Below are 19,524 nucleotides of genomic sequence, written 5' to 3'. Positions count from 1 at the left end.
TTTAGCTAATATATCGTGTGCGACTTAAAATTAAAAAAGAAGGTTATACAATGAAAAATTTTGATGTTTTATTTATCGGTAGTGGACAAGCTGCTTGGAACGCAGCATTACCATTAGCAATGGCTGGAAAAAAAGTAGGCGTCATCGAAGAAAATAAAGTAGCTGGTGTTTGTACGAATTTTGGTTGCGATGCAAAAGCGGTATTAGATGGTCCGGTCAAAGCACTAGAAATTATGAAACAATATGAAGAAGTAAGTTTGAATCCTTTGGATGCATCAATCAATTGGGAAAAATTAATGCAGCATAAACATACAATCATTGACCCATTAGCTGATCAAGTTCAAGGACTTTTAGAACGAGTAGGCGTGACCTTTATTTTTGGTCATGCAGAATTCACAGATCCAACAACGATCGAAGTAAAAAATGAAAAGTATACCGCAGAAAAATTTGTGATTGCTACTGGACAAAGACCAGCTCGTTTAAATATTGAAGGTAAAGAATTACTAAAAAGCAGTACTGACTTTTTTGATTTGGAAAAATTGCCAAAGGAAATGGTCTTTGTGGGAGCTGGATATGTATCGATGGAATTAGCATCAATTGCAGTTTCATCTGGAGCAAACGTGCAGATCATTGAATTTGGTTCGCGGGCATTGAGTGGTTTTGACTCAGAATTTGCGGATAAATTAGTTAAGAAAATGAGTAATGAGGGTGTGTCCTTCCACTTTAACCAAGCAGTAACAAAAGTTGAAAAAAATGGAGCGGATCAGTTGATCGTTACAACGGACGGAGGCAAACAAATCACCGCTGACTATGTGATCGATGCGACTGGTCGTATTCCGAATGTTGAACATGTCGGCTTAGATAAAGCGGGCGTAACCTATGACCGCCAAGGAATCATTGTCGACGGTTATCTTCAAACTACACAAAAAAATATTTATGCTAGCGGAGATGTTGTCAAAAAAGAAGTGCCTAAATTAACACCAACAGCCGCTTTTGAAGCCAGATATTTAACCCGTTTATTTACTGGTCAAACACAAGCAGAAATCGACTATCCTTTGATTGCGACCGCTGCTTTTACGCTTCCAAGAATTGCTCAAGTAGGTGTAACAACAAGTGAGGCTACAGAAAACCCTGAAAAATATACGATCAAAACAATTGATTTGGCCAATACTTGGGACTACAAAGCCATGAATGAAAAAGAGTCTGCAATGAAATTGATTTTTGATCAATCAAAAAATCTAGTTGGAGCTGCAAATTATAGTAATGAAGCGCCGGAAGTAATTAATAGTTTAACCACCATCATCCAAAATAAATTGTCTTTAATGGACTTGGATAAAATGTTGTACGCTTTTCCAACCTTAGATTACAATTTACCTTTCTACCTTATGCAAGCAATGGGGTAAAAATATAGTACGATTAAGATAAATTATTACTTTAAGCAACGATGAAAAACGTGAAACAAATCCTGCACTGATTTGTTTCACGTTTTTTAGTATTTTAAATTTGTAAAAAGGCCAATTTCAACTTTTGTACTTGTTTAGCCAGTGGCTTCCAAAAGAGTAGATTACCCAGCATAAAAATAATAAATAGTTCAAATGTCAGTGGTGAAAGCGTCCCTACAGATAGCAATTGATGGAATAAGATGATTGCTATATAACTTCCGATAGTTGTAGTTATGGTAAGAAAAAGACGTAACTGATTGAATGGCTGACAAGATTTCATGACCGCAAAACAACTAATCCCAATCAAAAGATAATACATCAAGGTACGAGCATCGGCGGAGGGTAGAAAGAGTTTTTCTAACAGCCATACAAGTAGAATATTAGCCATAACGAGCAATCCGCTTGGTAAAGCGCGTTTGATCGCGGTAGGTAAAAAGCGTCCCATGATTTTTTGATTGTCTTTTTCAAAAGATAAGAAAAAGGCGGGATAACCTTCGATTGCTAAATCAATCAATGTAATTTGCAGTGGGATAAATGGAAACGTTGAGACGGACAAAATACAAAATAGAGAAACAAGTAAAGAATAAATCGTCTTAATAAAAAATACGCCTGAAGAACGAGTGATATTATTAACTACCCGTCGACCTTCAAAAATGATTGCAGGCAGTTTGCCAAAATCTGAGTCTAACAAAACGATATCTGCAATTTGACGAGTTGCATCATCACCTTCAGCCATCGCAATTGAAATATCAGCTTCTCGTAGGGCTAGAATGTCATTAACACCGTCACCAGTCATACCGACAGTTTGATTTTGCTGTTTTAATTCATGGATCAATAATTTTTTTTGCTGCGGTGTCACTCGACCAAAAATTGAATGGCTATGAGCCAACTGGCGGATATCACTTTCATCTGAATAATCGGAAAGATCAATCGCCGTTTGATAATTTTTAAAACCAGCTTTTTCGGCAATCGCCGCTACAGTTTTAGGATTGTCACCCGAAATGATTTTTAAATCAACTGCTTGCGTTTCAAGAAAATCCAATGTTTCTCTAGCATTGTCGCGAATTGGATCGCTTAAAGTAATAAAGGCGATAGGCATTAAATCAAGTGGGACATCTTGAATGGCAGTTGTACTCAGTGCGATCAAAAGAATTCGTAGCCCTGATGCTTGATACTGTTGGATGATCTCAGGAATTTGATTTGCCGCTAAGAGATTTTCAGGCGATCCTAAGTACAAAGTCTGATGATCTTCAAATGTCACAGCCCCATATTTTCTTTCTGATGAGAAGGGGAGTATCTGTTCAGCTGCTTTCGTTTGGCCTTCGCCAAAGAATTGTTTAAGAGCTTGTGCAGTTGGATTACTATCATCGGTTGCTGAAAGATAATTTTTCATTAAATCAGGTAGCGATTTTTTATAAGTATCGTTTAAATAATGCAGTCCTTCTACTTGCATCTTGCCTTCTGTTAAAGTCCCTGTTTTGTCTAAACACAGAACATTCATATGGGCTAAATTTTCGATTGCATACATGTTTTGGACTAATACTTGCTTTTTAGCTAATTTTAAAACACCGGTTGTCAAGGCAATACTAATTAACAGAACCAAACCTTTTGGCAGCATACCTAATAAAGCGGCAACAGAAGCTACGACGGCTGTATTTGTCGCACTATGCTTTAGAAAGAAAGCTTCTATAAATAGTAAAATTCCGATTGGCAAGATGATAAAACTAGTGAACTTTGATATCTTACGAATCGAACCAATCAATTCTGATTTTAATGGTTTAGCAGACTTGGTTTCATTGATTATTTTAGCTGCGTAATTATCCGCACCGACATGTTTAACTTCTGCCAATACCTGACCGCTAGTTAAAAAACTGCCAGATAAAAGCGGATCCCCTATTTTTTTTAGGATTGTATCTGATTCTCCAGTCAGTAACGACTCATTCACTTCGGCTTTGCCATCCAATACTTTCATGTCACTAGGGATTTGTTCACCAGATTTCAACTGAACATAGTCACCTAAGACTAATTGATTAGGAGCAATTTTTTGTTTCTTGCCATCTCGTATGACAGTGATATCACTCTGAGCTAATAAAGTTAAACGTTCCACCATTTTTTTTGCTCGAATCTCTTGGACGATACCAATCGTAATGTTCATAATAATGATGACAATGAAAAACATATTGCTATATGCTTTCACTGCAAATAAACAGGCCGCCAATAAAAAATTGAGCAGATTAAACAAGGTAAACGTATTTTCTCGGATGATTGTTCCAATCGTTTTTCCTGGATTTAAATTTTGTTCATTGTGTTGACCAGCGCTGTGCCTTTTTTCCACTTCCTCTGTTGTTAGTCCAGTAAATTTGTACATAAATAAGTGCCTCCGTTAAATAAGAATGTATTCAGTAGTATTAGTTTAAGCTTATACTAATCAATAAAAATAACGTCAAGAATACGTTAAAATTAGTAAAATGTTTACAAATTATAGGTGTTTTGCTGAGAAAATTTCTCAGAATACCTGAAAAATAATAAAGATAACTAAAAAAAGTTTTAGAAAAGCTAGTTTAATCTAAGTGTTAGGTTCTTAATCAGTAAGTGATTGTCAGGCGTTGCTTTTTCTCGTATAGTAGAAAAAAGGAGTGAGTAAACATGATTGAATTAGTTGGAGTAACGAAGACGTACGGAAATAAAAAGGCATTAAATAATTTGAATTTAACGATTGAAGCAGGTAAGATTTTCGGTTTTTTGGGACACAATGGAGCTGGAAAATCAACGACTATCAAAAGTTTAGTGAGCATCTTAGAACCGTCTCAAGGTGAAATCTTCTTTGATGGTAAAAATCTAAAAGAGAATCGCTTAGCAATCAAACAAAAAATCGCGTATGTTCCTGATTCACCAGATATTTTCTTACAATTAACCGCCAATGAATATTGGGATTTAATTTCTGCAGCATATGAACTTCAAGCCAGTGATGATAGGCGTCAAGAATTGATCGAATTGTTTTCCTTGGTTGGTCATGAAGATGAAACAATCGAAAGTTTTTCTCACGGAATGCGGCAAAAAACGATTATTATCGGAGCACTGTTACCTGACCCGGATATTTGGATCCTAGATGAACCACTGCAAGGACTAGATCCGCAAGCTGCCTTTGACTTGAAAAAGATGATCCGTCAGCATGCTGAAAAAGGGAAAACGGTTATTTTTTCAACCCATGTATTAGACAGCGCTCAGCAATTGTGTGATGATTTAGCTATCTTGAAACAAGGAGAATTGCTTTATAACGGATCTGTAGTTGATTTACTCAATGCGCATCCTGGAGCGTCTTTAGAAAGTATTTATTTAAAAATGACTGGACGACAGTCAGATGAAGACCTAATAGCGGAGTTGGAAGTGGGGCAAGATAATGAATCGTGAACTCATCAAAAAATTGATTGCTGTAAACATGCTGTACGTGAATCCATCTACCACTAATCAAGTTCGTAAAAAAGGCCATGTAGGTAAGAAGGTTATTCATAGCATCTTGAGACAATATTTGATGTCTGGAATTATTTTTGTCATCATTTATGGATTAACAATGGTAATGATTGATTTTGGAAAATTACCGGGCTACTTCACTTATTATATGGCCTTGTTTTCTTTGATTGGTTTTTCGCAATCCTTATCGGCTATCTTCAATGTTTTTTTTGAGAGTAAAGACTTGATGGACTATTTATCTTTGCCAATTAAACAAAGCCAAGTGTTCATTGCTAAATTTTTAGCAGTAGGAATGACGATCATCCCATTTTTATTGCCACTGTTAGTTTTATTCTTTTTAACAGCTTTTAAGAGTGGAATACCTATTGTCTTAGCTATTCTTTTCGCAATCGTCCTATTTTTGGTTTTTTTCTTTTTATTGTTTAGCCTATGTAGCTTGATTGTTTTTGGGTTAACGAAAACTAAATTATTTCGCCGGCATAAAAAATTATTTACTAGTTTGATGTTAGGTTTTTCAATGCTGATATCTATCGGCGGGATTTTAGCAATCAATTTCACGCAAAATTCAGGTAGCTATGAAAGTGTTCGGACAGACCGGGCACCAATCAGTTTGTTCTTACCTTTTTATCAAGTCCTGCATCAGTTATTTTCGATTGAAGGATTGTTGATGCTTTTAAGTATTTTATTCGTAACAGTCATCTTATTTGCAATCCTAAAAGGATTTGTGATCCCCAGTCTCTATGAGCAATTCAGTGATGAGGGAGCCCAGGACTTTGCTACCAAAAGAAAACACAAAAGCAATCAATCTTTAAAAAGGCAGTTAAGCAATTACAATTTTCAATTGATAAAAAATCCATCCCTGATCATGCAAGTCTTGACATCTTCTTTAATCATGCCAATCGTGATGATGGCTACGATCATATCAACAAATGTTATAAATTTACAGGGACTTTCAAATAAATATTTTGGTGTTTTATTTTTAACAGGGATCGTTTTTTCTAGTGTAATGATGAATCAGACATCATTTGTCAGTAACTTTATATCGCTGGATCGTGAAAATTTTTCATTTATTCAATCGTTACCATTATCAATGCATCGCTATCTGAAACAAAAATTTTGGATCGGTTGTAAACTACAGCTAGTAATTTCAGGGATTATCGGTTTGATCATCGCAAGTATCGTTCATTTACCATTAAGCTTGCTTTTGTCTTTCTTGGTTGGGGTGATTTTTGGGACATACTTGCTTTCCTTACACTTTTTTACTCGGGATTATCGGTTGCTAAATGTTACTTGGACCAATGTGAATCAACTATTTACTCGAGGAGGAGGAAATTTTGGATTAGTCTTATGGATGATGGCAGTCATTATTCTTGGAGTGATCCTCATCTCATTATATGCTTTTGCTATTAGTTCAAATTTCAATGCGTCAATTATAAACGTGCTTGTATTACTATGGCTTTTGATTATGTCAGGTGCTTGGATTTGGATCAATCATAATAATTTTTGGAAAAAATTTATCCAGTAATCAGGAATAGGTAATAGCTACAAGTCAATGCGTACGTAACTTTGACGAACAATTATGATTACTCAATTAAGATTTAAATTTTATAGAATTTAAATTGAGTGGTAGAAAAATGGTATTTTGATAAAAAAAAACAAATTTTTAGACAGTCTAAAATTAAATAAAAACATTAGTAAAAAAATAAACACAACTTTAGTGATAATAATTTTGAAAGATAGTCAATAAGACTGTCTTTTTTTAATTTTTATCATCAATTATGATTGCTGAGATAAAAAAATTTTTTGAAAAGATGAATAATAACGTGTGATATAACAGCTTTTTTAAATTATTTCTAACATAGATTATTTTAAAGAGAAATACAGACACGTTTTTATTTTTGTTGTAAGCGTTATTTTTTAATCTTTTCTTTTAAATATACAGATAGGGCTAACTCTATTAAGAAGAGATTTTTCAGAATATTTATAAAATATTGATAACTTGCAAAGTGTATTTTTTCATTGTAAAGTTATAGTCGGGGTTTTACTTTGTTTGAGTTATTATTGTCTAATTAATAACTAGTTATATAGATCGAATAAATTAAAAAAAAACAACCCCTAAATTAATTGAATAGGAGTGGTTTCAATGTCCAAAGCAGAAAAAGGCATGACGCTTGGCGCTCTGGTCATGATGATCTTTACCTCAGTATTCGGGTTTGCCAACGGACCGGTAGCCTTTTACTTGATGGGGTATGGCTCAATCGTCTTTTATGTCGTAGCTGCAATTCTATTTTTCATTCCATTTGCCTTGATGATGGCTGAATTTGGTTCAACAATCAAAGGTGAAAATAGCGGAATGTATAAATGGTTAGAAGTCAGCGTAGGACCACGTTTTGCATTTATCGGAACATTTATGTGGTTTGCTTCTTACGTTGTCTGGATGGTGTCTACATCATCTAAAGTTTGGATTCCTTTTACAACAGCCTTTGCTGGGAGTGACCAAACACAAAAATTACACATGTTTGGTTTAAACTCAACGCAAATGGTTGGGATCTTAGCCTGTGTCTGGATGGTAATCGTTACTTTAGTCTCTATCAAAGGGGTCAAAGGAATCGTTAAAATTACTAGTCTAGGTGGACTTGCTGTAACAAGTTTAAATGTAGTATTGATCGTGATTTCAGGAATTATCTTGGTTGCTAAGGGTGGACATTTAGCTCAACCATTTGATCACATCCTACATTCTCCAAATCCTAGTTACCAAAGTCCGATTGGTTTATTAGGTTTTGCTGTATTTGCTATCTTTGCTTATGGTGGTTTAGAAGCTGTCGGTGGGATGGTGGATAAAACAAGAAATCCAGAAAAAACATTCCCTAAAGCAGTTGTTCTCTCTGCTTTGATTATTTCTGTAGGATACGCTCTAGGAATCTTCCTTTGGGGTGTAAGTACAAACTGGCAAGATGTTTTATCAGGTGATACAACAAACTTAGGAAATATCTCATATGTTATGATGAATAACTTGGGAGTAGAATTCGGTAATGCTATCGGCCTGAGCCATTCTGCTGCTATCAGCATGGGTAATTGGTTTGCGCGCTACACTGGTTTAGGAATGTTCTTAGCCTATAGCGGTGCGTTCTTCACATTGACTTATTCACCATTAAAAACGTTGATTATGGGAACGCCTAAAAAATTATGGCCTAAGAAATTTACAGAATTGAATGAAAATGGTATGCCAAGTTATGCGATGTGGGTACAATGTTTAATCGTTGTGGCAATCATCTTAATTGCATCATTTGGAACGCCTGATCCATCAGCGTTTTATAAGATCTTGACATTGATGGCGAATGTCTCAATGACATTACCATACCTTTTCTTAATTTATGCATTCCCTAAATTTAAGAAAAAACCAGGTTTGGATCGTCCATTTGAAGTATATAAATCTTATGGATTAACAATTGTGATTAGTGTTGTCGTCTTCTTACTTGTTTTAGGTGCGAATGTCTTTACGATTTTCCAACCAATCATTGAAGGTGCAGGTGCACACGATACATTATGGATGATTGCTGGTCCACTTGGATTTACAATTGTGGGTATTATTCTTTACCAAAATTATATTCGACGTTCAAAAGCAGAATAACAAAAAATCCTCAGCAGAAATTGCTGAGGATTTTTTTATCCAATCTTTCTTTTTTCAATTCGGCGGCTATTTAAAAACCAATGACGATGATAATCTCCTACTAGTGCGCTAAAAGGAACGCTAGCAATACCTTTTTTATCAAGCACGGACTTTAAATAATTTTTTAAAACCCAAGGATCTTCAATTCGAGAAACGTTTAATACTAACGTATCCGCAATGATGGCAGGTGAAGTATGCAAATCTTCGGCTATTTGTTCTAAAGTTAAACCAGTACGTTCAAAATTTTCCTGAAATTCTTTCTTTGTATCGAGTGTTTGTTGAGCAGTTAAAGACATGGTATCCGCTTCTTTCTTAAAATAAATAGTTGTAATTTAAACTATAAGAAGAGTAATCCATTCTATTTTAGTTGTCAAATAAATAGTTGTCTTTTTAAGTAAATAATCAATTAAAGATTTACATCGCTATTTTCATCAAATAAATAAGTGGAGTTGTATCAAATTGATTAAATTGCTGATTAATTAGTTTTGGATTAAGCTTTTATCATTTAAAGACATCTGTTATAATTGAAATCACATCTTAAGAAGGAGCGATAGTATATGACAATTTATAATTTCTCAGCTGGCCCAGCAGTCTTACCCCAAAAAGTATTGGAAATTGCACAATCCGAATTGCTAAATTACAGAGGTAGCGGCATATCGGTTATGGAGCTGAGTCATCGGTCCTCCTTATTTGATGAAATTATTTGTTCGACAGAATCTTTATTAAGAGATTTAATGGAGATTCCTAATAATTATAAAGTATTATTTCTTCAGGGAGGGGCTAGTCTGCAGTTTAGTATGGTGCCGTTGAACTTAGCTCAAGGTAAAAAAGCTTTGTATGTAGATTCAGGCTCATGGTCTAAAAAGGCGATCGCTGCAGCAAAAGCAATCCCGAAAGTTGATGTTGAAATTATTGCCTCAAGTCAAGATAAAAATTACAGTTATATTCCCGAGTTGCCGCAAACAGTAGATCAAGAAGCTGCATATGTTCATATCACAACCAACAATACGATTGAAGGAACAGCCTATACGACTATCCCAAATTTTGGAAAAGTTCCTATTGTAGCTGATATGTCGTCAAATATTTTAGCTAATGATTATCAAGTAACTGATTTTGGTTTGATTTATGCAGGAGCCCAGAAAAATATTGGTCCGGCAGGATTGACGGTTGTGATTATTCGTGAAGACTTATTAAATCAAGAGGCCATTTTTTCCCCAATGCTCGACTATACTTTACAAGTCAAAAATAATTCGATGTATAATACACCGCCGACCTATAGTATTTATATCGCTCAGTTAGTTTTTGAATGGTTGAAGGAACAAGGTGGTATTGATAGTATTCTTAAGCAGAACAAAGAAAAAGCAGCAGTGTTATATGATGCTATCGAAAAATCAGCTCTTTTTGAAAGTCCGGTTCGACAGGATAGTCGTTCTTTGACGAATATTCCGTTTATTACAGGAACTGCGGAATTAGATAAAGCTTTCAATCAATCAGCTGTAGCTGAAGGGTTTCAAAACCTAAAGGGGCATCGCTCTGTCGGCGGAATGCGAGCGAGTTTGTATAATGCTTTTCCGCTTGAGGGTGTCAAAGCATTAGTAACCTTGATGGAAAAATTTGAAAGTGAACATGGAGGGAAGTAAATGTTTCAAATAAAAACATTCAATGCGATTGCCCCTGAAGGATTAGAACGATTTGATCAAGAAAATTATCAAATCAATAAGAAGAATGATCCAGATGGAATCATTTTAAGAAGTCAAAAACTCCATGAGTATGATTTTCCTGCATCTGTATTAGCTGTTGCCCGAGCAGGCGCGGGCACAAACAATATACCAGTAAAAAAATGCACTGAAAATGGTATCGTTGTTTTTAATACACCAGGAGCGAATGCAAATGCAGTCAAGGAGTTAGTGATCGCTAGTTTATTATTAGCTGTTCGACCAATGGTAAAAGGAATCGGTTGGATTCAGCAGCTTAGTGGTTCTGATGTGGACGAACAAGCAGAGGCTAAAAAAGCTCAGTTCGCTGGAACGGAACTAGAAGGCAAAAAATTAGGAGTAGTTGGTTTAGGTGCTATTGGAGCAATGATCGCCAATGATGCGTATCGATTAGGAATGGAAGTAACTGGATATGATCCCTATGTTTCCGTTGATACTGCATGGAGCATTTCTAGAAGAGTGCGACGGGCTCAGGATTTAAAAGAGGTTTTAACTAATTGCGATTTTATTACGATCCATGTACCACTGAATGATCAAACACATCACTTGATTAGTGAAAAAGAATTATCGCAGATGAAGCCGACCGCTCAACTACTTAATTTTGCGCGTGGCGAAATCGTTGATACGGATGCCGTTTTGAAAGCAATCAATAAAAATCAACTTGCTGGATTTACGACTGATTTTGCAGAAGAGAAATTATTGCATAACGAAAAAATTACTGTATTGCCGCATCTAGGTGCATCTACAGCAGAGGCAGAGGTGAATTGTGCCAAAATGGCCGCACGTGGCTTGAAACGATTTTTAGAAACAGGCATCATCAAGCGTTCAGTCAACTTTCCTACGGTTGAGATGGCCTTTGATTCGCCATACCGGATTACAGTAATCAATCAAAATGTTCCGAATATGTTAGGAGTAATTGCTTCTGAGATTGCTGCTTTAGAAGTTAATATTGATAATATGGTCAATCGCGGAAAAGATGACTATGCTTATACTTTAGTCGATATTTCTGAAAAAGATCCTGAGAAAATTTCTGCTATTACTGAAAAATTAAATCAAATTGCTGGCATTATCCGTGTGCGGGTTATCAAACATCAGGAAGGGGAATTTTAATGGTTCAAGTATCGCCGTTCAAAGCTATTCGACCGGATAGAAAATTGGCTTATAAAGTAGCCGCTTTGCCTTACGATGTCGTGAACTCACAGGAAGCTCAAGAATTGGCTCAAGGCAATCCTTACAGCTATTTCCATATTGATAAAGCAGAGATTGATGTCTCAGAATCCATTTCTGTTTACGATCAAGAGGTCTATCAAACAGCAGCTAAAAATTTGACCGATTTTTTAGCTAAAGGTTGGTTAGTAAAAGAAGCAGCTGCTGCTTTTTACTTATATGAATTAGTAATGGATGGACGTAGCCAAACAGGGATCGTGACTTGTACGTCTATCCAAGATTATCTAGATGAAAAAATAAAAAAACATGAATTTACTCGTCATGAAAAAGAAATCGATCGAATGAATCATATCCGAACGTGTGATGCTAATACAAGTCCGATTTTTTTAAGCTATCGACCACAGAATGACATTCAAGTATTAGTAGCAGAATGGAAATCTACGCATAGACCCATTTATGATTTTACTAGTTTTCATGAAGTGACTCATCGTGTGTGGATGATTGATGACCCATTAACGATTCAAACAATTAGTGATTTATTTACGAAAGTTGATGCTCTGTATATTGCTGATGGGCATCATAGAACAGAATCAGCAGTGAAAGTCGGTCTAGAAAAAAGAAAAAACGGGGAACAAAATAGTGAAACGGAAAAATTCTTATCGATCATTTTTCCAGAAGACCAATTAGCGATCTGGGAGTACAATCGAGTGCTCAACGTTGATGTACCTGAAGATTTCTTTCCCCGTATGGCTGAAAATTATACGATAACAAAAACACAGCACAAGAAACCAACTCAAGCGGGGGATTGCCAACTATACGATGGTCAAGCTTGGTATACCTTAAGCATTAAACCTGGGAAAATACCTCAAGACCCAGTTGGAAAATTAGATGTCGCTTTGTTACAAAAATATATATTAGAATATATTTTTGACATCAAGGATATTCGAACAGATCAGCGAATTGATTTTGTCGGTGGAATTCGTGGGACAGCGGAATTAGAAGAGTTGGTCGACTCTGGTGCCTATCAATTGGCCTTTTCAATGTATCCGACTCAAATGAAGGATTTGTTAACAGTGGCTGATGCAAAACAGATCATGCCGCCAAAGTCTACCTGGTTTGAACCGAAACTGTTAAGTGGATTGTTTTTACATGATTTAGAAACAAAATAACTTTTAAAAGACTCTTGTTTTAAGAGTCTTTTTTTTGTAAAATTTTTGTTTGCTAAGGTATTCTAAAGATGGAGGTGAGAATATATGAAAAAAGTTCTAAATTATTTTAAAAACAATAAATTATTGAGTTTCTCATTTCTATTAGCAATTATCAGCTGTCTTATTGGTCGCTTTTCGATTGGAGATATTGATTTCAAAGTTATCTTGACTTTATTTGGTTTGATGTTATTGATTCAGGGATTTGAAGAAATCGGTTTTTTACGCTTTGTTGCTCAAAAGTTGATGCATTATTCAAAAGATAGTCGCCAATTAGTTCAACTAATGATCATTTTAGCTTTGATTGGTTCAATGTTTTTGACAAATGACGTAGCGATTTTGACGTTATTACCGATCTATTTGGAAATATTACAAATACTCCCACAGTTTAAAGGGCGTTTTTTGGGCGCGGTATTGATCATTGTAGCAGCAAATTTAGGAAGTAGTTTTTTTCCTTTTGGAAACCCTCAAAATTTATACTTATATGACTTCTATCATGTTGAATTAGGTCAATTTTTGTCATGGATGGGAGCAGTCTTAGTATTAAGTAGTGTATTGATTGGATTGCTGACTTTTTTTGTAGAAAAAGATCCTTTATCGGAAATGACTTTTGAAGAACAAGTAGTAGATAAAAAAGAAGGCTTTTTGTTAGCCGGTTTGATGCTTGTGATGATTCTAGTTGTTTTAAATATTTTTGCATATTTATGGGCGGTGGCGTTAGTCGCATTAATCATTCTATTTTATCGTCGAGAATTATTTGCTCGTGTCGACTATGGTCTATTACTGACTTTTGTTTTCTTTTTTATTATCGTGGGAAATATTGGCCAAATGGCTGCTATCAAAAACTTTTTACAGTCATTGAATGGGCACAGTGTTTATTTAGCCAGCTTAGGATTAAGCCAAGTCATTTCTAATGTACCTGCAGCATTTTTGATTGCACCATTTACGACAAATCAACAAGCTGTGATTTTAGGTGTGAATATCGGCGGATTAGGAACCTTGATTGCTTCCTTAGCAAACTTAATCGGCTATAATTTATTTCGCGAATACTATTCGAATGAAACAAAAAAATTCTTAGTTTTATTCAGTGTCATCAATTTTACGCTCTTACTGGTTTTAGGTGGAATCTTTTATTTTGTGATCCATTAGAATTAGCTAGCTTTTACTAAAAGTTAGCTAAATTTTCTATGGGAATTCTTCTAAAAACGATGAAAACGCTTTTAAAAATGATAAGCTTAAATTGTAGATAAAAGGGGGATTTCTGATGGAAAATAATACTAAATTAATACACGGCTATCGTGCCTTTGATGAAACGACTGGGGCATCATCGATTCCGATTTATCAATGCTCGACATTTAAACAAACGTCAATCAAAGAGGGACAACCGTATACGTATTCTCGTTTCGGAAATCCAACGCGTGCAGCTCTAGAAGAGGCAGTTGCGGCAATGGAGAATGGGAATTACGCTGTAGCTTTCGCTTCTGGAATGAGTGCTATTTCAGCAGTTTTATTGAGCTTTGATCAAGGCGATCATTTAGTGATGTGTAAAAGCATCTATGGTGGGACTTTTCAATTAGTCAATGAGGTCATGCAACGCTTTGGAATTGAGATAACTTTTGTAGATGAAACAGATTTAACTGCTTGGGAAGAGGCGATCCGACCAAATACTAAAGGACTTTATCTTGAAACACCATCTAACCCATTGCTTTCGGTAACTAATATTGCTGGCGTTGTCTCGATTGCTAAAGCACATGGATTAGTCACGATGATTGATAATACATTTATGACACCACAATTTCAAAACCCTTTAGACTTAGGAGTGGATATCGTGATCCATAGCGCTACAAAGTTTATCAATGGGCATAGCGATGTCGTCGCTGGATTAGTCATTACAAATGATCCGGTGTGGCATGAACAAATCTTTTTACAACAAAAAGTATTGGGCGGTATTTTAGGTGTTGAAGATTGCTGGTTAACGATGCGTGGACTCAAAACGATGGGGCTACGGATGGAACAAAGTGTTCGCAGTGCAGAAAAAATTAGTCAGATGTTAGATCAGCATCCGGCAGTAAAAAAGGTCAATTATCCCGGCTTAAAAAGTCATCCTGGATATGAGATCCAAAAACAGCAAGCCTCATCTGGTGGAGCTGTTTTATCCTTTGAATTAGCGGATCAAGAAGCGGTTTTCGCTTTTGCAGAAGCTTTAAAAATACCGATCGCTGCTGTTAGCTTAGGTGGGGTTGAATCAATCTTGTCTTATCCTGTGACGATGAGTCACGCTTGTGTGCCGAAAGAAGAGCGAGAGAAGCAAGGAGTGACTGATGGGTTATTAAGATTATCTGTAGGCATTGAAGATACAGCCGATTTATTAGCTGATTTGACCCAAGCATTAGCCAAAGTTGAAGAAAAAATAGAAAAATAAATAAATAGCGTTGGGATTTTTATCCCAACGCACTTTTTTTTCGGTATAATAGGAACATCATTTAGAGGAAGTGAACGTGAATGGGAAGTAGTAACATCCCCAAAATTTTACTAGCAATTATCGTTATTGGCCTATTTATATTTATTTTATGGCGCCAGAGCAACAAGAAAAAGCAGCCAGTAGCTGAAACGACGGAAACGATTACCGTGCCAGATAAAACGAAAGACATCGCTGCAGTAATAGAAGTTTCGATTCAAACAATGCAATCTTATAAGAACAATTTGAATAAATATGGTTACGTTTATTTTCAAGAGACGACGCCATTTGTTGTTCAACAATTGAAAGCTGAAGCAGACAGCCTATTGTTGGAAGAAATAGAAAATCAAAAAATTTTGACTCAGTTACAAAATAATTACGAAAAGCTCGAAAAATTTTATCAATCAGAGGCTGCGGATCCTAAAAAAACGGAGTTGGAAGTTTTGAATCATGTCAATAAGACAATGATTACTTGGCGGAATCTATTGAAAGAAAATCAATAAGTTTTAATCCAGAAGCCTATTGTTTTTAGAGAGTAATGCTTTGATCTTCACGTGGCTATTGAGATGACTTAAATTTTAAAAAATATATAAGCATTCTAACTATTTGAATAGTTCAAAAACAACCCAAATAAACGTATTTGAGTTGTTTTTTTTTATAAAAAAGACACGTAATATCATACGTGTCATAAAAAACTATTTAATGTGTAAACGACGGCGAATACCATCTACTCTTGGTCCTAGTAAATTATCAGCCATACGTGTTTTTAAAGCTAGGACGATATAACTCAATCCTCCTAGAGCCGCAACGATTAAGATAATAATCATCGATTGAACTTTAGAATCAGAGCTTAGAACGGCCTCACAAATAAATTTCACAACAAATGCTATGATCCCCATTGCAATTGACATGCCGGCGATTTTAACAATAGCATTAAGAGTATCTCGAAAGGCAAATCCGGTCAGTACATGAATCCGATCCAATAAAAACATATTTGCAACGAACAAGCCGACAAAGGTAGCAATCAAAGGACCGTATGAGCGGAACATATAGATCAATGGGAACTGAGTCAAAACTTTGACTAAAATACCCACTCCTAAGAACCAAACAGCTTGCATGTTTCCATCCAGTCCTTGAAGCATTGTTGAACAAACCATAAACAACCCCATCATGATTCCAACGATACAAGAAGCAGCCAATAGGTGAGCGCCTTGCAGATTAGGGCGATAGAACAATGTATTCAATGGGTATGAAAGAACGATCATCCCAATAGTCGCAGGCATCATGACAAAGAATAGTAACTGAATATTATTCGTTACTAGTTTTGCCAATCCAACATGATCCTTTTTAGTAAAGCGTTCTGTGATCAATGGAAGTCCAGCAGTTGCCATCGCTGTTCCTAATGCGATCACGACCATAGTCAATTTATCTGGGTTGGCAGAAATTAAAGCAAATAGTTCTGCATTTTTAGCAGCAGAATAATTTGTGACCATTCCCATGATCGATTCAAACGAATATTGATCGATCAATTTAAAAATACTGATTCCACTACCGACAATGATGAATGGAATAGCTTGGGCAATCATTTGTAAGACTAATTGACGTCCAGAAAAACTAACCTTATTGCTACTCTCTTTGATCATTTCTCTGAATGTAGCTCGTTCTTTTAATAATGAAACCAGTAAAACGGCCATTGCGAAGGCTACACCGATAAATGCAGCAAACGTTGATTGGACAACAGCTGTTTTATAGCTGCCTTGATTGACTTGCATAATGATATAAGCTGTCGCTAGCATATAGCAAACTCGAGCGATCTGCTCAACGATTTGTGAAATAGCATAGGGCTTCATATTGTTATTTCCTTGGAAGAAACCTCGGATTACGCTCATTGCTGGGAAAATCAATAAAACTACGCTTAGTGAGCGCATAACCGGAATCAAATCCGCATTTCCTTGAGCTAAGAAAGGGGCTCCCAAGTACATAATACCTGCACAGATAATACCACCAATGGTCATCAAGCGTAATGTATAAAAAAGTAATTTTTTACTTAATCCATACTCATTCATGGAATTGTATCGAGCCGTTTGTTTGGCAACGGCGGCTGGAATTCCGGCCGTGGAAATCATCAAGAACAAGGCATAAACGTTGTAGCCTTTGGTATATAAATAATTGGCAGCTTCCCCGTGAGGTTGCATCCACATATACCAAGGGATGACATAAACAGCTCCTAAAAGACGGGAAAAAATATTTCCGACAGTCAGCCAGGCAGTGCTTTGTACCATTTTTTCTTGAGCCGTGGCTTGTTTCTTTGGTGCAGTAGTCGCAACGGCTACTTCTTCATCAGGTTCCTTTTTAACGATTGGAGCCTTCTCAGTGTGATAACGGGCCACTCGTGAAGAACTATTTTGCGACTCCGCCTCATGTAAATTTTTTTCAGTCATATAAACCAGCTTTCTACAAAAGTGTCCTCCATATTTTACCCGTTATTCCGCTGAGATACAATCCTGTCAGCAAATTATTAGAAAAAACGGATAATCTATATAGTTCTATTTATATTTAGTGGTTGATAAATAAAATAATAAAAGCCTCTTAAATTAGAAGAGGCTTTTATTATTCACAATTAACATAAGTCAGATTCATTGATCATTGATAAATAATCATCGGCAACAGTAAGTAAAGACTTCATTTTATTTTGATCGAAAGGGGAAGCGAGGTGGCCGGTTTTAATTGTTTCTAAAAATGTTTTACTGCCGCCGATGCGACAAATAGCGAGGTAATCCGTCCAAGTCGTAGGATCTCGTTCGACGATCGCTCGTTGCCAAAATTGTAATGCACAAACTTGAGCTAACGTATAATCAATATAATAAAAAGGAACTTCAAAAATATGACCTTGACGGTACCAATAAATTCCACGCGCCAACGCTTCAGATGTTTGATAATCACGTTCAGGACAATACAATTTTTCTAATTCGCGCCAGCAATTTTTTCGCTCTGTTGGTGTCCATTCAGGATGTGAATAGACTTTTTCTTGAAAATGATCAACTAATGCTCCATAGGGCAGAAATTCTAGGGCACTGCTTAAGTGAGCAAATTGATACTTTTTACTTTCTTCTCCAAAAAAGTTAGACATCCAAGGCCAGGTTAAAAACTCCATGCTCATTGAATGGATCTCAGCAGTATCTGAAGTTGGAAAAACTAATTCAGGTTCTTCAATCCAGCGTGACAGATAGCTTTGGAAGGCATGACCAGTTTCGTGGGTCAGGACATCGACATCATCAGAAGTACCGTTAAAATTTGCAAAAATAAAAGGCATTCTGACTTCATCAATGTATTCACAGTAGCCACCACTTTGTTTTCCAGGCCGACTAATCAAGTCCATTAATTGTTCTGCAATCATTTGATCAAAAAATTCGCCGGTTTCTGTAGATAATTCATGATACATTTTTTTTGCTTCGTGAACCAATGTTTCAGCGTTACCATGAGGTTGAGGATTTCCTTTGGGATAGACAAGGGGTAAATCATAATACTCCAATGATGCTATATCCAGACGTTCTTGTTGTCTTTTATATAGTTTTTGATTGATCGGTACAACATTTTCAATGATAAATCTACGAAAATTCTGAAGCTGTTCACGATTATAACTCCAACGATTCATCAAACGATCGCCATATTCCACATAATTTGCAAAACCTAATTTTTTTGCCTGCTGATCTCTTAAATGAACGAGTTGGTCAAAAATTTGATCGAATTCTGATTCATGCTTACTAAAAAATTGAATGTAGGATTCTTGCGCCGTTTTACGTAGTTCACGATCAGGTTGACTGAAATATGCTGCTAATTCAGAAAGGGTACATTTTTTTCCATCGAACAATAATTCTGCAGAAGCAATCAATTGAGTATAGCGGCTAACGACTTCATTTTCTTTTTGTTTCAATTCAATGACTGATTCGTTTAATAAAGCGAGTTGATCTTCTGCAAAAAGAAAAAGTGTTTCTGGATAGTCATTCAGTAAGTCCGTTTTAAAAGGAGAAGCGAGCAGACTTTGATAAAAGGTATTATGTAGTTGATCAACTAGTGGTTCATGATGATCCCAAAATTCATTTTCTTGATTGTAAAAATCATCCTTTGTATTGATAGAATGGCGAATATACGCCAACTTCATATTTTTAGTCATTTCACTGCGCATCGCATTTAATTTTTTCATGGCGTGTTTCGCATTGGTATAATTTTTGGCTGTTGAAAATGTTTGCGTTGCGGATTCAAATTCCTTTTTGTATTGTGCTAGATCCGGACGTTCATATAGAAAGTCAGAAAACATAAATAAGATCCTCCAGTCTTGTAGTAAAAATTGTTATTAAAATATAATATCCTTCATTATACCAAAAAAACCTGTCAG

Annotated in this window: 14 protein-coding genes; 10 read left to right on the top strand and 4 right to left on the bottom strand. The window is 35.9% G+C overall.

Annotated features, from left to right (window positions below; genetic code table 11):
• Positions 1-50 precede the first annotated feature (50 nt).
• Complete coding sequence (locus ACQKTA_RS12615; RefSeq protein ID WP_427814647.1) at positions 51-1,403, top strand: dihydrolipoyl dehydrogenase family protein; 1,353 nt, start codon at positions 51-53, stop codon at positions 1,401-1,403.
• A gap of 94 nt (positions 1,404-1,497) precedes the next feature.
• Here the strand turns inward: ACQKTA_RS12615 and ACQKTA_RS12610 are convergent, their stop codons facing one another.
• Complete coding sequence (locus ACQKTA_RS12610; protein ID WP_427814646.1) at positions 1,498-3,810, bottom strand: HAD-IC family P-type ATPase; 2,313 nt, start codon at positions 3,808-3,810, stop codon at positions 1,498-1,500.
• A 278-nt stretch (positions 3,811-4,088) separates the two neighbouring features.
• Here ACQKTA_RS12610 and ACQKTA_RS12605 point away from each other — a divergent pair, with 278 nt between their 5' ends.
• The 3 genes from ACQKTA_RS12605 to yjeM all read left to right on the top strand — a co-directional run bounded on the left by ACQKTA_RS12605 (position 4,089) and on the right by yjeM (position 8,544).
• Entirely contained in the window at positions 4,089-4,853 is a 765-nt protein-coding gene (locus ACQKTA_RS12605) for an ABC transporter ATP-binding protein (protein ID WP_427814645.1), read from the top strand.
• The gene (locus ACQKTA_RS12600) at positions 4,843-6,438 is read left to right on the top strand and encodes an ABC transporter (protein ID WP_427814644.1); all 1,596 of its coding nucleotides are present in this window, start codon (positions 4,843-4,845) and stop codon (positions 6,436-6,438) included. Before ACQKTA_RS12605 ends, ACQKTA_RS12600 begins: the two co-directional genes overlap by 11 nt.
• A gap of 618 nt (positions 6,439-7,056) precedes the next feature.
• Positions 7,057-8,544 carry a glutamate/gamma-aminobutyrate family transporter YjeM gene (gene yjeM / locus ACQKTA_RS12595; protein WP_427814643.1) on the top strand — a complete coding sequence of 496 codons (1,488 nt, stop codon included), beginning with the start codon at positions 7,057-7,059 and terminating at the stop codon, positions 8,542-8,544.
• A 35-nt stretch (positions 8,545-8,579) separates the two neighbouring features.
• Here yjeM and ACQKTA_RS12590 read toward each other — a convergent pair whose 3' ends face one another.
• Positions 8,580-8,879 (bottom strand): DUF2316 family protein, encoded by a 300-nt coding sequence (locus ACQKTA_RS12590; protein ID WP_427814642.1) that lies wholly within the window; start codon positions 8,877-8,879, stop codon positions 8,580-8,582.
• A gap of 261 nt (positions 8,880-9,140) precedes the next feature.
• Between ACQKTA_RS12590 and serC the strand changes: the two genes are divergently transcribed.
• The 6 genes from serC to ACQKTA_RS12560 all read left to right on the top strand — a co-directional run bounded on the left by serC (position 9,141) and on the right by ACQKTA_RS12560 (position 15,631).
• On the top strand, positions 9,141-10,223 hold the full coding sequence (serC, locus tag ACQKTA_RS12585) for a 3-phosphoserine/phosphohydroxythreonine transaminase (protein ID WP_427814641.1): 1,083 nt from the start codon (positions 9,141-9,143) through the stop codon (positions 10,221-10,223).
• On the top strand, positions 10,224-11,408 hold the full coding sequence (locus ACQKTA_RS12580; RefSeq protein WP_427814640.1) for a phosphoglycerate dehydrogenase: 1,185 nt from the start codon (positions 10,224-10,226) through the stop codon (positions 11,406-11,408).
• Positions 11,408-12,634, top strand: a complete 1,227-nt coding sequence (locus tag ACQKTA_RS12575; RefSeq protein ID WP_427814639.1) for a DUF1015 domain-containing protein — start codon at positions 11,408-11,410, stop codon at positions 12,632-12,634. The genes ACQKTA_RS12580 and ACQKTA_RS12575 overlap by 1 nt, the downstream gene beginning before the upstream one ends.
• A gap of 84 nt (positions 12,635-12,718) precedes the next feature.
• Positions 12,719-13,819 (top strand): SLC13 family permease, encoded by a 1,101-nt coding sequence (locus ACQKTA_RS12570; RefSeq protein ID WP_427814638.1) that lies wholly within the window; start codon positions 12,719-12,721, stop codon positions 13,817-13,819.
• Positions 13,820-13,934: 115 nt separating this feature from the next.
• Positions 13,935-15,092, top strand: a complete 1,158-nt coding sequence (locus tag ACQKTA_RS12565) for a trans-sulfuration enzyme family protein (RefSeq protein WP_427814637.1) — start codon at positions 13,935-13,937, stop codon at positions 15,090-15,092.
• Between the two features lie 80 nt (positions 15,093-15,172).
• A complete protein-coding gene (locus ACQKTA_RS12560; RefSeq protein ID WP_427814636.1) occupies positions 15,173-15,631 on the top strand; it encodes a hypothetical protein in 459 nt (152 codons plus the stop codon).
• Between the two features lie 192 nt (positions 15,632-15,823).
• Here the strand turns inward: ACQKTA_RS12560 and ACQKTA_RS12555 are convergent, their stop codons facing one another.
• Both ACQKTA_RS12555 and ACQKTA_RS12550 read right to left on the bottom strand, forming a co-directional pair.
• On the bottom strand, positions 15,824-17,569 hold the full coding sequence (locus ACQKTA_RS12555; protein WP_427814635.1) for a putative polysaccharide biosynthesis protein: 1,746 nt from the start codon (positions 17,567-17,569) through the stop codon (positions 15,824-15,826).
• A gap of 179 nt (positions 17,570-17,748) precedes the next feature.
• On the bottom strand, positions 17,749-19,446 hold the full coding sequence (locus ACQKTA_RS12550) for a M3 family oligoendopeptidase (RefSeq protein WP_427814634.1): 1,698 nt from the start codon (positions 19,444-19,446) through the stop codon (positions 17,749-17,751).
• Positions 19,447-19,524: the final 78 nt, after the last annotated feature.

It is taken from the genome of Enterococcus sp. 22-H-5-01, from assembly GCF_050310005.1.
GTDB lineage: Bacteria > Bacillota > Bacilli > Lactobacillales > Enterococcaceae > Enterococcus_A > Enterococcus_A hailinensis.
Note: the sequence above shows the minus strand (reverse complement) of the source record. Positions and strands in the feature narration are given on the sequence as shown.

Excerpts from the sequence above, each read along its gene's own strand:
- ACQKTA_RS12615 (WP_427814647.1), top strand. The coding sequence starts at position 51 with ATGAAAAATTTTGATGTTTTATTTATCGGTAGTGGACAAGCTGCTTGG.
- ACQKTA_RS12610 (WP_427814646.1), bottom strand. The coding sequence starts at position 3,810 with ATGTACAAATTTACTGGACTAACAACAGAGGAAGTGGAAAAAAGGCAC.
- ACQKTA_RS12605 (WP_427814645.1), top strand. The coding sequence starts at position 4,089 with ATGATTGAATTAGTTGGAGTAACGAAGACGTACGGAAATAAAAAGGCA.
- ACQKTA_RS12600 (WP_427814644.1), top strand. The coding sequence starts at position 4,843 with ATGAATCGTGAACTCATCAAAAAATTGATTGCTGTAAACATGCTGTAC.
- yjeM (WP_427814643.1), top strand. The coding sequence starts at position 7,057 with ATGTCCAAAGCAGAAAAAGGCATGACGCTTGGCGCTCTGGTCATGATG.
- ACQKTA_RS12590 (WP_427814642.1), bottom strand. The coding sequence starts at position 8,879 with ATGTCTTTAACTGCTCAACAAACACTCGATACAAAGAAAGAATTTCAG.
- serC (WP_427814641.1), top strand. The coding sequence starts at position 9,141 with ATGACAATTTATAATTTCTCAGCTGGCCCAGCAGTCTTACCCCAAAAA.
- ACQKTA_RS12580 (WP_427814640.1), top strand. The coding sequence starts at position 10,224 with ATGTTTCAAATAAAAACATTCAATGCGATTGCCCCTGAAGGATTAGAA.
- ACQKTA_RS12575 (WP_427814639.1), top strand. The coding sequence starts at position 11,408 with ATGGTTCAAGTATCGCCGTTCAAAGCTATTCGACCGGATAGAAAATTG.
- ACQKTA_RS12570 (WP_427814638.1), top strand. The coding sequence starts at position 12,719 with ATGAAAAAAGTTCTAAATTATTTTAAAAACAATAAATTATTGAGTTTC.
- ACQKTA_RS12565 (WP_427814637.1), top strand. The coding sequence starts at position 13,935 with ATGGAAAATAATACTAAATTAATACACGGCTATCGTGCCTTTGATGAA.
- ACQKTA_RS12560 (WP_427814636.1), top strand. The coding sequence starts at position 15,173 with ATGGGAAGTAGTAACATCCCCAAAATTTTACTAGCAATTATCGTTATT.
- ACQKTA_RS12555 (WP_427814635.1), bottom strand. The coding sequence starts at position 17,569 with ATGACTGAAAAAAATTTACATGAGGCGGAGTCGCAAAATAGTTCTTCA.
- ACQKTA_RS12550 (WP_427814634.1), bottom strand. The coding sequence starts at position 19,446 with ATGTTTTCTGACTTTCTATATGAACGTCCGGATCTAGCACAATACAAA.